This is a genomic window from Kribbella endophytica, from assembly GCF_054781295.1.
The window spans coordinates 535,588-548,980 of the sequence record NZ_BAAGUR010000002.1; the positions used below are offsets into that span (position 1 = coordinate 535,588).

The 13,393-nt window shown below is 70.1% G+C and carries 12 protein-coding genes; 6 read left to right on the forward strand and 6 right to left on the reverse strand.

Annotated features, from left to right (window positions below):
* Positions 1-31: 31 nt before the first annotated feature.
* Complete coding sequence (locus ACYVIO_RS21010) at positions 32-676, reverse strand: helix-turn-helix transcriptional regulator (protein ID WP_460652540.1); 645 nt, start codon at positions 674-676, stop codon at positions 32-34.
* Between the two features lie 71 nt (positions 677-747).
* Between ACYVIO_RS21010 and folE the strand changes: the two genes are divergently transcribed.
* Positions 748-1,380 carry a GTP cyclohydrolase I FolE gene (folE, locus tag ACYVIO_RS21015; protein ID WP_460652541.1) on the forward strand — a complete coding sequence of 211 codons (633 nt, stop codon included), beginning with the start codon at positions 748-750 and terminating at the stop codon, positions 1,378-1,380.
* A 4-nt stretch (positions 1,381-1,384) separates the two neighbouring features.
* On the opposite strand, the gene ACYVIO_RS21020 is transcribed toward folE, so the two are convergent.
* Positions 1,385-1,708 (reverse strand): hypothetical protein, encoded by a 324-nt coding sequence (locus tag ACYVIO_RS21020; protein WP_460652542.1) that lies wholly within the window; start codon positions 1,706-1,708, stop codon positions 1,385-1,387.
* Between the two features lie 369 nt (positions 1,709-2,077).
* Between ACYVIO_RS21020 and ACYVIO_RS21025 the strand changes: the two genes are divergently transcribed.
* From ACYVIO_RS21025 to ACYVIO_RS21045, 5 genes are read left to right on the forward strand one after another with little or no spacing between them, the layout of a single operon-like run.
* Entirely contained in the window at positions 2,078-3,526 is a 1,449-nt protein-coding gene (locus ACYVIO_RS21025; protein ID WP_460652543.1) for a 3' terminal RNA ribose 2'-O-methyltransferase Hen1, read from the forward strand.
* Positions 3,526-6,054, forward strand: coding sequence for a polynucleotide kinase-phosphatase (locus ACYVIO_RS21030; protein ID WP_460652544.1), 2,529 nt, complete (start codon positions 3,526-3,528; stop codon positions 6,052-6,054). Before ACYVIO_RS21025 ends, ACYVIO_RS21030 begins: the two co-directional genes overlap by 1 nt.
* 49 nt (positions 6,055-6,103) lie before the next feature.
* Positions 6,104-6,436, forward strand: coding sequence for a PadR family transcriptional regulator (locus tag ACYVIO_RS21035; RefSeq protein ID WP_460652545.1), 333 nt, complete (start codon positions 6,104-6,106; stop codon positions 6,434-6,436).
* Positions 6,433-7,368: a hypothetical protein gene (locus ACYVIO_RS21040; RefSeq protein WP_460652546.1), complete on the forward strand. Its 936-nt coding sequence runs from the start codon at positions 6,433-6,435 to the stop codon at positions 7,366-7,368. The genes ACYVIO_RS21035 and ACYVIO_RS21040 overlap by 4 nt, the downstream gene beginning before the upstream one ends.
* Positions 7,365-8,831 (forward strand): thioredoxin domain-containing protein, encoded by a 1,467-nt coding sequence (locus ACYVIO_RS21045; protein WP_460652547.1) that lies wholly within the window; start codon positions 7,365-7,367, stop codon positions 8,829-8,831. The genes ACYVIO_RS21040 and ACYVIO_RS21045 overlap by 4 nt, the downstream gene beginning before the upstream one ends.
* A gap of 27 nt (positions 8,832-8,858) precedes the next feature.
* On the opposite strand, the gene ACYVIO_RS21050 is transcribed toward ACYVIO_RS21045, so the two are convergent.
* The 4 genes from ACYVIO_RS21050 to ACYVIO_RS21065 form a co-directional block, all read right to left on the reverse strand.
* Entirely contained in the window at positions 8,859-11,141 is a 2,283-nt protein-coding gene (locus ACYVIO_RS21050; protein ID WP_460652548.1) for an outer membrane protein assembly factor BamB family protein, read from the reverse strand.
* 81 nt (positions 11,142-11,222) lie between these two features.
* Entirely contained in the window at positions 11,223-11,798 is a 576-nt protein-coding gene (locus tag ACYVIO_RS21055) for a TetR/AcrR family transcriptional regulator (protein ID WP_460652549.1), read from the reverse strand.
* Between the two features lie 24 nt (positions 11,799-11,822).
* Positions 11,823-12,686 (reverse strand): aldo/keto reductase, encoded by an 864-nt coding sequence (locus ACYVIO_RS21060; RefSeq protein WP_460652550.1) that lies wholly within the window; start codon positions 12,684-12,686, stop codon positions 11,823-11,825.
* A 97-nt stretch (positions 12,687-12,783) separates the two neighbouring features.
* Positions 12,784-13,377: a TetR/AcrR family transcriptional regulator gene (locus ACYVIO_RS21065; protein ID WP_460652551.1), complete on the reverse strand. Its 594-nt coding sequence runs from the start codon at positions 13,375-13,377 to the stop codon at positions 12,784-12,786.
* Positions 13,378-13,393 lie beyond the last annotated feature (16 nt).

Genomic DNA, 13,393 nt, shown 5'->3' on the forward strand with positions numbered 1-13,393 from the left:
GAAGGCAGGGGGGCGGGGGGCGTGGTGGTCATCAGGTGGGGAGGAGGCGGACGCAGCAGTGGGCGGGGGTGGGGTGGAGCTCTGCTCGAAGACTGGAGTCAGGACGCCCTGCCAAGACACCTCTGACCAGGTGCAGTGCCATCGCGCAGACCAACGAGCCATGTTCTTTGGCGAGGGCTTGGAAGGGGCAGTTGGACAGGGCGATCGATTGACCGTCGGGGTGGGGCTCGAAGCCTTGGGCGGCGAGGACTTGGGTGATCGAGTCGCCGGGGAGGGCTTTGCCGTAGCCGTGGGCCTGGCGTTCCAGGGCCTGGCGGGGGGAGTCGCCGGTGGACTCGGCGTCGGTGATGGCGCCGGCCAGCAGGTGGCCGGCGACGGCGTACTGGCGTTCGGGCAGGGAGATCGCGATCTCGGTGTCCGAGCGGCGGTAGAGCTTCGCGGGGCGCCCGGCGCCCGGTCCCGTGCGGCCGGTACGGCGTTCGTAGACGACCGTGAGCAGGCCCTCGGCGGCGAGCTTGTCGAGATGGAAGGCGGCCGTGTTGCGCGGCAGCGCGAGCGCGGTGGCCGCGTCGTCCCGGCTCACCGGCGCGGCGGCCGCGGCGACGTACTCGTAGAGGCGTCGCCGGGTCGGTTCGTCCAGGGCGGCGACCGCCTGGAGGTTGGCCTGTCGGTCCACGGGATGATTCTATCTCCAACTTCGGTTGACAAAACAGTAAACTGATCGCCTTCGATCATCAGGAGGGGCGTATGACGACGATCCGGACCGAGCTCGCCGAGCCGACCACGGTGGTACCGGCCAAGCTGCACGTCGTGGGCGGCCGCCCCGAGATCGACCTGCCGGCCGCTGAGCGCGCGGTTTCCGACCTGCTGGTGGCGCTGGGGCGGGACCCGCACGGTGCGCACCTGGCGGACACGCCTCGGCGGGTCGCGAACGCGTACGCCGAGATGCTGACGCCGCGGGAGTTCGACCTGACGACGTTCCCGAACGACGAGGGGTACGACGAGCTCGTGCTGGCGCGGGACATCCCCGTGCAGTCGCTGTGCGAGCACCACATGCTGCCGTTCCAGGGGGTGGCGCACGTCGGGTACCTGCCGGGGGAGCGGATCCTCGGGCTGTCGAAGCTGGCCCGCGTGGTCGAGCTGTTCGCGCGTGACCTGCAGGTGCAGGAGCGGCTGACCAAGCAGGTTGCCGACTGGCTGCAGGACCACCTGGCGCCGAAGGGCGTGGGTGTGGTGATCGAGGCCGAGCACCAGTGCATGTCGTTGCGCGGAGTGCGCGCGGCGGGCTCGACGACGGTGACGTCGGCGGTGCACGGGACGCTGCGCGACAACCCGGCGTCGCGGCAGGAGTTCTTCGCGCTGACTGGTATTTCTGCCTGAAGTACTAGGCGGTGGCGACTGCTGGTGGTGGGTGGTGGGTGAGGCGGCCGGTGGCCAGGATGTGGGCCACCTCGCCGGGGAGCAGGTCGGTGCCGGGGACGGTTTCCATCTCGGAGACGTCGAGCCAGCGGACGATCGTGGCGCCGCAGTGGCCGTGGACGGCAAGGATCGAGGCGAGGTCCGGCCAGACGGCGGTGGAGGGGTTGTCGCCGTGCCAGCGCAGCGCGACGGAGCCGTCGGTGAAGACGCACCCTTCGGCCACCACCCCGGTGCCGGAGACGCCGCTGACGTCGGTGAAACGCACGAGTTCGAAGGTCTGGGGTTTCACCGGCGGACCTCTGCGGTCGCGGTGGCCGGGCGGCCTGAGGGAGCTGTAACCATGGTCCTTTCCCCGGGAATCGGCGCGGGTGGGTACTCGCCACAAACCGGGGACAGGTACCGACTGTCAGCGGGGAAGGACGGTCTGTAGCGACTCATCTTCTGGAAAACAAGCTAGAACCAAACCGGGCGGACGCGCCAGTGGTCCGGGTGCGTGTCTCAGCAATCGATCGGTGCCTGCCCGGCAGCTGAAAAGTCCGGGCGCACGGGTTTCGGGCGGCGTCCGGCGGAGAGCCCTGCTGCTCCTGACAAACTCGCGCCGATGGTTGCCGTGGACAAATAGCAGGCTCCGAGGACGGTTCGCGTGGTCGAATGAGCCGTGTTCCTGACCATCGCCACCACGTCCAGCGGTCTCGGCGCCCCGGCGGCCGAGCTCGGCTTCCTGCTGCACAAGAACCCGGCGCGACCGCAGTCGGTCGACGTCAGCAGCGGGACAGCCCATGTGATCTACCCGGAGGCGACCGACCAGGCCTGTACGGCGGCCGTGCTGCTCGAGATCGACCCGATCGCACTGGTCCGGTCCGGAAAGGGCCGCGCGGCGGAGGGCTTCACGCTCGGGCAGTACGTGAACGACCGGCCGTACGCCGCGTCGAGCCTGCTCGCGGTCGCCTTGGGGAAGCTGTTCCGGACGGCGATGAACGGGCGCTGCGACGCGCGGCCGGAGTTGGCGGCGCGGGCGATCGAGCTGGAGCTGCACGTTCCGGCGCTGCCGTGTCGTGGTGGTGCCGCGCTGGCCGAGCGGCTGTTCGCGCCGCTGGGGTGGACTGTGGATGCGCGGGCGGTTCCGTTGGATCCGGAGATCCCGGAGTGGGGCGATTCGCGGTACGTCGATCTGCGGTTGAGCGGCGTACTGCGTCTGGCGGACGCGCTGAACCACCTGTACGTGCTCCTGCCGGTGCTGGACGACGCCAAGCACTACTGGGTCGGGCAGGACGAGATCGACAAGCTGGTGAAGGCGGGCGACGGGTGGCTGGGGGCGCATCCGGACAAGGAGCTGATCAGCCGGCGGTACCTGGCGCACCGGCGGAAGCTGACGGATCTCGCGCTGGAGCGGCTGACCGAGGTCGACGGGCTGTCGCTGGACGATGACACGCTGGCCGAGGAGGACGGGACGCTCGCCGAGGGCGACAGCGCTGAGATGCCGGCGGCTGACGCGCCGGTTTCGCTGGCGGTTCAGCGGCGGGAGGCTGTGGTCGGCGTACTGAAGGAGCTGGGCGCGCACCGGGTGGCTGACCTCGGGTGTGGAGAGGGGCAGTTGGTCGGGCTGCTGCTGAAGGACGGGCAGTTCGACGAGGTCGTGGCGACGGACGTGTCGGCGCGGGCGCTCACGCTGGCCGAGCGGCGGCTGCACGTCGACGAGATGTCCGACCGCAAGCGCGAGCGGCTGCGCCTGTTCCAGTCGTCGGTGACGTACGCCGACGCCCGGCTGACCGGGCTGGATGCCGCCGTACTGATGGAGGTCGTCGAGCACGTCGATCCGCCGCGGCTGCCGGCGCTGGCGCAGGCCGTGTTCGGGGCGGCGCGGCCGGGGGCTGTGGTGGTGACGACGCCGAACTCCGAGCACAACGTCCGGTACGAGACGCTCGCCGCCGGCGCTTTCCGGCACCCGGATCACCGGTTCGAGTGGACGCGGGAGGAGTTCCGCGCGTGGGCGGCGGAGGTGTGCGCGCTGTACGGGTACGGCGTGACGTTCCGGGCCGTCGGGCCGGACGACCCGGAGGTCGGGCCGCCGACGCAGCTCGCGGTGTTCCGGAAGGAGAACGTCTGATGGCGACGATCGGGGTACCGGCGCTCAGCCTCGTCGTACTGGTGGGTGCGAGCGGGTCGGGCAAGTCGACGTTCGCGCGCAAGCATTTCCTCGGGACCGAGGTGATCTCGAGCGACTTCTGCCGTGGGCTGGTGTCGGACGACGAGAACGACCAGGCGGCGACCAAGGACGCGTTCGCGGTACTGCAGTTCATCGCGGCCAAGCGGCTGGCGGCCGGGCGTTTGACGGTGATCGACGCGACCAACGTGCAGCCGGAGGCGCGGCGTGAGCTGGTCGCGCTGGCGCGGGAGCACGACGTACTGCCGGTGGCGATCGTGCTGGACCTGCCGGAGAAGGTCTGCCTGGAGCGGAACGAGCAGCGGCCGGATCGCGACTTCGGTGCGCGGGTCGTCGGGCGGCAGCGGTCGCAGCTGCGGCGGGGACTGCGGAGTCTGCGGCGCGAGGGCTTCCGCGGGGTGCACGTGCTGGAGACCGTGGAGGCGGTCGAAGCGGTGACGATCGAGCGGACCCGGCTGTTCAACGACCTGAAGGACCAGACCGGACCGTTCGACATCATCGGCGACATCCACGGCTGCAGGGCAGAGCTGGAGCAGCTGCTTGGTGAGCTGAAGTACACGATCACCAGAGATTCCAATGGTCGTGCTGTTGATGCAACTTCTTCTACTGACAGAAGAGTTGTGTTTGTCGGGGACCTCGTTGACCGAGGGCCCGATACTCCCGGTGTGCTCCGGCTCGTCATGGGGATGGTTGCTTCGGGCAACGCCTACTGCGTGCCCGGCAATCACGAGGACAAGCTGCTGAAGGCTCTGCGTGGCAAGAAGGTGAAGACCTCCCACGGGCTGGCCGAGTCGCTCGAGCAGCTGGCGGGGGAGTCCGACGAGTTCCGGGCTGCTGTCGAGACGTTCATCGACGGGCTGGTGTCGCACTACGTGTTCGACCGCGGCAACCTGGTCGTCTCACACGCCGGCCTGGTCGAGCGGATGCACGGGCGCGCCTCCGGGCGGGTGCGCGCGTTCTGCCTGTACGGCGAAACGACCGGCGAGACCGACGAGTTCGGCCTGCCCGTCCGTTACCCGTGGGCGCAGGACTACCGCGGCCGCGCGATGGTCGTCTACGGGCACACTCCGACGCCCGAGCCTGAGTGGATCAACAACACGATCTGCCTCGACACCGGGGTCGTGTTCGGCGGCGCGCTGACCGCGCTGCGGTACCCGGAGCGCGAGCTGGTCGCCGTACAGGCTGCTGAGCAGTACTACGTGCCGGCCAAGCCGCTGCACGTCCCGACTGCGCCGGCGCGCGAGCCCGACGTTCTCGACATCACCGACGTCACCGGGCGCCGGGTGATCGAGACGACGAACCACGGGCGGCTCAGCGTGCGCGCCGAGCAGGCGGGCGCGGCGCTCGAGGTGATGAGCCGGTTCGCGATCGATCCGCGGTTCCTGCTCTACCTGCCGCCGACGATGAGCCCGGTCGCGACCTCGCCGGAGCCGGGGCTGCTGGAACACCCGCGGCAGGCGTTCGAGGCGTACCAGGGGCAGGGCGTCACCGAGCTGGTGTGCGAGGAGAAGCACATGGGTTCGCGCGCGGTCGTGCTGGTGACCCGGGACGACGACGTCGCCGAGAAGCGGTTCGGCCTGGCCGGGCGCGGCGCGGTGCACACGCGGACCGGGCGGTCGTTCTTCAAGCCGGGCCTGACCGACGAGCTGCTGCTCGGCCTTCGCGAGGTCGCCACTGCGGCCGGGCTGTTCGAGGAGCTCGACACGTCGTGGCTGCTGCTCGACGCCGAGCTGCTGCCGTGGAGCGCGAAGGCCGGCGACCTGCTGCGCAACCAGTACGCCGCGGTCGGCGCGGCCGCGCGATCGTCGTTGCCGGTAGCAACCGCGGCGCTCGAGACGGCGAAGACCGCCGGGCTCGACGTCGGGGAGCTGCTCGAGCGGACTCAGCGTCGTACGGCGAACGCGGAGCTGTTCAGCGCGGCGTACCGGCGGTACTGCTGGCCGACCGACGGACTCGACGGCGTCCGGGTCGCGCCGTTCCAGGTGCTGGCGTCGGAGGGCGCGACGTACCACGATCGACCGCACGCCTGGCATCTCGGGATCGCGGACCGGATGGTTGCCGCGGGCCCGTCGTTGATCACGGCCACCAAGCGGCTGTTCGTCGACGCCGACTCGTGGGCGGACGGGATCGCGTGGTGGGAGGAGTTGACCGGCGCGGGCGGCGAGGGCATGGTCGTGAAGCCGGCCGCGAACCTGGTCCGGACCGGGAAGGGCCTGGCGCAGCCGGGGCTGAAGGTCCGCGGGCAGGAGTATCTGCGGATCATCTACGGCCCCGACTACACCGAGCCGGCCAACTTCGAGCGCTTGCGCAACCGGAACCTGAACCACAAGCGTTCGCTCGCGCTGCGCGAGTACGCGCTCGGCCTGGAGTCGCTGGAACGCGCTGCCCAGGGTGAGCCGTTGTGGCGGATCCACGAGTGCGTGTTCGCCGTACTGGCGCTGGAGTCCGAGCCGGTCGACCCGCGGCTCTAGCAGGGGCCGCGTTTCGCATAGTTCGTCGGACGATATATATTCGATCCCTGTGAGGGATCAATCGCCGACGCTGACCGAAGCGCAGTACTTCCTGCTGGCCGCTCTGCAGGACGGGCCGCTGCACGGGTACGGGATCATCAAGGCCACCGAGGAAGCGACCGACGGCCGGCTGCGGCTGGCCGTCGGGACCTTGTACGGCGCTTTGGAGCGGCTCGAGCGGGCCGGCCTGGTGGTGTCTGACGGCGAGGCGATCGTGGACGGTCGCGCCCGGCGGTACTACCGGCTGACCGACGACGGCAGCGCGGCGCTGCAGCGCGAGGCGGCCCGGCTGCAGCAGGCGGCGAACGTCGTCATCAAGCGCCCCCGTGCGGCGCAAGCGTGAACCGGCTGGTCCTGCTGGCCTACCCGAAGGCCTATCGCGACAGCCGTGGCGACGAGTTGCTGGACTGTCTCGCGGAGGCCCATCCCGGGCGCGACTGGCCACCGCCTCGTGAGGCGGCCGCGTTGCTCGGGAGCGCGCTGCAGGCTCGGGTCCAGGCAGCCACCACGGGGAATTGGTGGGCGGCCGGAGTGCGGCTGGCCGGGCTCTGGCTGGCGCTGCTCGCGCTGGCGCCTTATCTGCAAGACGTGTGGAACTGGACGCTGCACATCGACCCGGCCGGGCACGCCATCAACTTCCACTTCAATGGCCGGCTCCCGTGGGCCGTCGGCGACGGCACGCAGACCCGCCTGCTTCCGTACGGGTTGCTGCCGTTGGTCGCCTTCGTCGCGTTGCTGCGCGGCCGGGCCTGGATCGCCTTCCTGGCCGCCGCGGCGATGCTCTACGCCGGGCTCACGGTCGGCAGCTCGGACGTCTTCGGCAGTCAAGGCGTGGTCGGTCCGAGCTACTACGGTCTCGGGGCGCCGATCCTTGCCCACCACATCGTCCTGCCGATCCTGCTGCTGGTCATCAGCGCGGTGCTGACCGTCCGTCGAGTGCGGTCGTCGTCCTACGCCTGGCTGATTCCGGTCGCCCTGGCTGCCTTCGTTGCCGGTGGCCTCCATCTCACCGCGGGCGATCCGTGGTTCCAGCGGGGCCAGTTCGTCCTCGAGATCGCGTTGGTGGTCGGTGCGGGCTGGGCGACGTACCAGACCTGCGACTTCCGCTGGGCCGTGCCGATCGGTGCCTTCGGCATCGTTCGCGCCGAGGCGATCCTCACCGACCCGACCGTGATCGCCTACCACCCGCAGCCGAGTGTCACCGCCGTGCTCGCGCTGGTCGCGGCGCTGCCCGTGCTGGTTCTGACGACCCGGAAGAACACCCGGCTCCGATGAAGCAGCCTCTGAAGCTCGCCGTCGCCTTTGTGGTGCTCTACCTCCTCGCGGTCTGTACGCCGTACGGCCAGACCGTCGAGAACGCCTTGACCAAGGGGTACGTCACCGAGGCCTGGGTCTTCCGGATCCAGTACTCGATCGGGCCGCCGCCCTTGCGCGGCGAGGAGCTCACCCTCGTCCTCGGGACCGCGGTGATCGTCCTGATCGCCGTCCTGCGCCGGCAGTGGCTGCTCGCCGTCGCGGGAGCGTTCGTACCGGGTGCCACAGCCGTCAGCACGTACGTGCTCAACCGGTTCGTCCTACCGCGGCCGGACATCTCCGGAGCGGCCGAAGGCTTGACCGAGGGGAGCTTTCCCAGCGGTCATGTCGCGGTCACCGCGGGAGTCGCGATCGGAGCGGTGCTGGTCTGCACTCCACGCGTCCGGCCGTACGTCGTTGCCGTCGCCATGACCTGGCTGGCCTTCGTCGCGGCAGCGGTGCAGAACCTCGGCTGGCACCGTCCCAGTGACGCGATCGGGGCGACCCTGCTGGCCGGTGTCTGGTACTCGGTCGCCGTCCACTGGTTGCCAAAGGCAATGGAACGCGGTGCGTCCATGCGGGGGCTTGGTCCTGCCCCGGTTCTCGCGGGCGCGGGCGCTGCGGTGGGCGCGGTTGTGGGGGCGGTCCTCGGTGCGGGCCGGGCCGACTACCTGCTCGAAGCGTTCGTCCACGGCGTGGTGGGGTTGCTGTGCGCGAGCATCCTGTGGACAGCAGCGTCCGAAGAATCGCGAAGCGTCCGAAGCAGGGTGCGCCACAGCCTCGGCTTCTTCGGACGCATGCGGCTTCTTCGGACGCTGCGCGTCCCGGTCGTCGCGGTCACGCTGGTGCTCGCCCTCGTCTCCGCGGTCGGGGTCGGCTACTGGCGCGACCACTCGCCGGTGCGCGTCGACAGCGCCCGGCCGGAGCCGCCGGTGATCACCGGCCCGGGGACTGCCGCTCAGGGGGTCAAGGTCGGTAAGGCGGGCGCCAGGTCGAACATCGACGTCTACCTGGACTTCCGCTGCCATCGGTGCACGGTGTTCGAGCAGGCGTCCGGCGCGACGCTGGACACGCTGCTCGAGCAAGGTGCCACCACGGTGACGTACTGGCCGATGGCCTTGAGCTCCCTCAAGTCGCCGCGACTGGCCAACGCGTTCGCCGTGGCTGCCGCCGACGGGCACGCTCGCGGCTTCGTGCGGGCGTACTTCGACGACCCCGACAAGACGTGGACCGACGACCAACTCGTTGAGCTCGGCAACAAACTCGGCGTACCGAGGTTCGCCGAGGCGCTGGCCGCGGACCGCTACCGGTCCTGGCTCGTGGCCATCGACGGTGCGGCCACCGAGCGTGAGGTCCTCGAGATCCCCACGGTGTTCGTGAACAACCGCATGCTGCGGGCCGATCAGCTCACGCCCGAGGGCCTCACGCTCGGTCTGGGGTCATAGGCGGTCTGGGGTCATGGCGGTCTGGGCTCACAGCCCGGTCACACCTCGCAGTACGCCGTCCTGGAAGCCGATCACCAGCGTGCGATCGGCGATCAGGGTCGGGGTGGAGAAGGTGTTGGCCTTGCTCACCTGGAGGACGGGCTCGGCGGTCCCGGTCGCGAGGTCGATCCGCGTGAGCAGGCCGGTGGTGCCGACCAGCCAGGCCGTCTTACCGTCGCGGGACAGAGCTGGACCGGACTCGAAGGCACGCAGTACGGGCCGGATCGTCCAGCGGGTGGCGCCGGTCGCGGGGTCGGTCATCACGACGTTGCCCTGTTCATCGATCAGGAGCAGCCCGTACGCCGTGACACGGGACGGTGTGTAGATGTAGCTGCCGGGCTTCTGCCAGCGGACCGCGCCGGTCGCCGGGTCGAGTGCGAGCGCGGCGGAGACGGTCGCGACCAGGACCGAACCGTCGGGCAGCAGGTCGAGCTCGTCGCTCCAGGCGCCGTAGATGAGCTGCTGGTACGGCGTGGTCTTGTTGGTGATCGACACGGCCCAGAGCTCGGCGCCGGTGCGGGCGTCGAACGCGCGGGCCTTGCCGTCGCCACCACCGGCGAAGACGCGGTTGCCGTCGCAGGCGACCCGGCCGGCGAACAGGCCGTGCAGCTCGCCGGACCAGAGGACGCGGCCGCGGGAGTCGAGGCAGTGCAGGCGTCCACCGGCGGAGACGAGGATGCGGTGCTGGCCGTCGACCTTGGTCACCAGCGGGGTGGAGAGGACGGGGGCGTGCAGGTTGGTGGACCAGGCGGTCGTGCCGTTCGCTGCGTCCAGCGCGTAGAGGCGGTGGTCGGCGGAGGGGACGAGGACTGTGCGGTCCATCAGGGCGGGGGCTCGGTGAACTGCGCCGAGGGCGCGCTGCCAGCGACGGGTGATGGACCGGCCCCTGGTGGTGAAGGCCTGCACCTGACCCGCGGCGGTTGCCGCGACGAACCCGTCGGGGGTGGAGAGTAGGGCGCCTTGGATCGCGCCGTCGAGTTTGGCGGTCCAGGAGACGGCCGGTCCCTGCCGGCTCGAGGCGGCCGCCGCTCCCAGCCTGGTCGAGGCGGCCGCTCCCCCCTGCGGGGTGTCTGGCGCTGAGCCGGGTGACGTGCTGGCGTCGAGCGTGGTGGCGAGGGTCCGGTCGAAGGCGGCGCCGTCGTTGCCGATGGCTCGTAGCTGGACGCGATGCTCGCCTGGCGGGAGCGCGGTGGCGGTGAGATCGCCTTGCCAGGTGTTGCCGTTCTTGGTGAGCGGGATCCAGGTGCCGGCGTTGCTGCCGCTGAAGACGTTCTGCGGGTACACCTGCGCGAGGACCTGCGTGGGTGCGGTCTTGTAGGCGGCCGACACGGTGATCGCCTCGCGGGTGGTGTGGACCGCGGCGTGGCTCGGTGCGAGCGTCTCGCCCGGGCCGGTGCGGCCGAGCGGGATCGTGGTGACGGGCGTCGACGTCGGGGAGCCGGTGGCCGGTACGGCGATCTCGGTGACGTCGAGGCGGCTGCCGTCCGCCGTACGCTCGACCCAGTAGAAGCTCGGGATGGCGAAGGTGTTGCGCATCGCGACCTGGGTCAGCCCGTTGAACGCGGCGACCTGCTGGCGGTGGATGTGGCCGGCGAAGATCGCGCGCACCCGGTGCCCGGCGATCCGGTCGAGGAAGTCCTCGGTGTCGTTCACGTAGTAGTTGTCCGCGGCGAGCGGGTAGTGCAGGAACATCGCGGTCGGCACGTCGTGGCCGCGCAGCGCGCGGGACACGTGGTCGAGTCCGTCCGCGCCGAACAGGCCGGGCTCCTGGAGCAGTTGCATCGGCGCGAGGCCGACGACGCGGAGGCCGTGCTGCTCGAACGACGACCACTCGGGGCCGAAGTACCGGCGGTAGGTCTCGAACGCGTCCGGGTTCCAGCGAGACTCGTGGTTGCCGGGGACGTGGTGCATCCGGTCCCACAGCGTGGCCGGGATCGACGAGCGGTACAGGGCGAACTCGTCGTCGACGCCGTAGTCGGTGATGTCACCGCAGTGCAGGACGAAGTCGGGGTTCATGCCCTGGGCGACCGTGAGCATCCGGTGCAGGTCCTTCGACCGGTCCGGCAGTACGACGTCCGCGTGGGTATCGGTGATCACCGCGAACCGGAGCGGGGTGGTGTTGACGTGCTCCACGCCGTACGGCATGAGTGAGGCGTTGGCAGTGGCCGGCAGCAGTGCACCGCCGGCGACACCCAGACCGGCTAGGCCGAGGAACCGACGGCGGCTGGGGGAGAGGACGGACGGATCAGTTGGACGGAGATTTGTACGCACAAATCTCGACCCTGCGTTCGGGCGGTGCCTGCTGTCAACGGGCTGAGCGGACTGTTGGCCAAGCGGTCGCCGGTGGTTCAGTTATCGCAGCAGGCCGTCGAGGGCGGCCGACGAGATGGTGTCGGCCTCCTCGTCGGTCAGTGGCGCGTGGCCGGTCAGCAGCCGAAAGATCAGCGGGCCGAAGAGCACGTCGGTCGCCGTACCGGCGGTGATGCCCGGCCTCACCTCGCCGCGATCGGTGGCCCGCTGCCACAACTCGGCGATCGCGCGGCGCCGGGCGTCCAGGAAGTACTCCCGGAAGTACGGCGCCGCCTGCGGATCGGTGACCGATGCCGCCAGCAACTGGGCGAACACCGCGCCGTGCTCGCCGGCGTAGAACCGGCTTACCCGACGGACCTGCTCGGCCAGGTCCCCGCGCGCCGAACCCGTGTCCGGCAAGGGGATCGCAGCTGCCATCTCCCGCCCGAACGCCTCGGCCGCGATCGCGGTCCGGGACGGCCAGTGCTTGTAGATCGTTGCCTTGCTCACCCCGGACCGCGCCGCGATCGCGTCGACGGTCGCCGCCGCCAGACCACCTTCCGCGAGCAGCTCTTTGGTTGCACACAGCACCGAGTCCTGCGCCTTGAGACTGCGCGGGTGCACGCCTTTGTCAGGCATCGTCGTGGTCCGTCGACACGCCCACTACTTCACGGCTTCGGTGAGGCTGGTGAACTCCTCGTCGGTCAGCTCGAGCTGGGCGGCGTTGATGTTGTCCTCGACGTGGGCGACCGAGGAGGTGCCGGGGATCGGCAGGATGACGGGGGAGCGCTTGAGCAGCCACGCCAGGGCGAGCTGGGACGGCGACGCCGTGTGGTCCTTGGCGATTTGGTCGAGCGGACCGCCGGCGCGAGCCAGGCCGCCGGTGGCCAGGGGGAACCAGGGGATGAAGCCGAGGTTGTTCTGCTCGGCGTACTCGAGCACCGGCTCGGCGTCGCGCTGGGCGAGGTTGTAGAGGTTCTGCACGGAGACGATCTCAGCCGTCTTGGCGGCTTCCTTGATCTCGTCCACCGAGACCTCGGACAGACCGATGTGCCGGATCTTGCCCTCCTTCTGGAGCGCGGCGAGCTCACCGACCTGGTCGGCGACCGGGACCTTGGAGTCGATCCGGTGCAGCTGGAGCAGGTCGATCCGCTCGAGGCCGAGGTGCCGCAGGCTCAGCTCGACCTGCTGGCGCAGGTACTCCGGCCGGCCGATCGGGACCCATCCGCCCGGCCCGGTCCGCGCGAAGCCGGCCTTGGTGGCGATCACCAGGTCGTCGGCGTACGGGTGCAGCGCCTTCTTCAGCAGCAGGTCCGCGGTGAACGGCCCGTAGGCGTCCGCCGTATCGATGAAGTTCACGCCGAGCTCGACCGCGCGCCGCAGCACGCGGACCGCTTCGTCCGGGTCCTTGGCGTCACCCCAGACACCTTCGCCCGGCAACTGCATCGTGCCGTACCCGAGCCGCCGGACTGTCAGGTCACCACCGATGGTGAACTCACCCGACGCTGCCGCTACTGCTTCAGTCATCACGAACTCCCTCAAAGTGAACTGAACGTACAGTTCGCTCCAACCCGCGAGCAGCGGCCGCTATTCCAGTTCCGACAGCGGAACTTGCCGCGCCGGGTCAGAGCAGTTGGCGCTGCAGCGAATCGGCCACCCACTGCTCGAACTCCGCCGGACTCCAGCCGGACTCGTCGACCAGTTCCTGGTAGACACCGGGGGCGGCGAGCGCACGGTAGACGGCTTGCGCCTGGGCGAGCGGGATGGCCAGCTCCCCGTCGAGCGACGCGATCATGGCGTCCATCACCTGGTTCCGGCCGGCCAGCTTGGACCGCAGCAGCGCCTTGGTCTCCGCGCTCTCGTCGGTCGCGGCCTCGAAGATCAGGACGACGTCGAAGCCCGCCGAGTACAGATTGGTGAGCCAGTCCGCAGCCCCGCGCAGGCGGCGGACCGGGTCCGGCTCGGCGAGGACCTGCTCGGCGCGTTGCTGCGCGCCCGCGTCACGCAGCCAGAGGTCGCAGATCAGCGAGAGGATCTCCCGCTTGGTGCCGAAGGCGGAGTAGACCGTCCTGGTCGCGACGCCGGCCTCCTGGGCGATGGCGGCGATGCTCGTCGCGCCGTACCCGTGCTCGGCGAAGAGCTGCCGGGCCGCCCGGGCGATCCTGATCCGGGTCTCCTCGGCCTGTTCCTGACGGTAGGTCTTGACGGGTCCGGGCATGTGGGCACACTATCAA

Excerpts from the sequence above, each read along its gene's own strand:
- folE (WP_460652541.1), top strand. The coding sequence starts at position 748 with ATGACGACGATCCGGACCGAGCTCGCCGAGCCGACCACGGTGGTACCG.
- ACYVIO_RS21045 (WP_460652547.1), top strand. The coding sequence starts at position 7,365 with ATGAAGCAGCCTCTGAAGCTCGCCGTCGCCTTTGTGGTGCTCTACCTC.
- ACYVIO_RS21065 (WP_460652551.1), bottom strand. The coding sequence starts at position 13,377 with ATGCCCGGACCCGTCAAGACCTACCGTCAGGAACAGGCCGAGGAGACC.
- ACYVIO_RS21055 (WP_460652549.1), bottom strand. The coding sequence starts at position 11,798 with ATGCCTGACAAAGGCGTGCACCCGCGCAGTCTCAAGGCGCAGGACTCG.
- ACYVIO_RS21060 (WP_460652550.1), bottom strand. The coding sequence starts at position 12,686 with ATGACTGAAGCAGTAGCGGCAGCGTCGGGTGAGTTCACCATCGGTGGT.
- ACYVIO_RS21030 (WP_460652544.1), top strand. The coding sequence starts at position 3,526 with ATGGCGACGATCGGGGTACCGGCGCTCAGCCTCGTCGTACTGGTGGGT.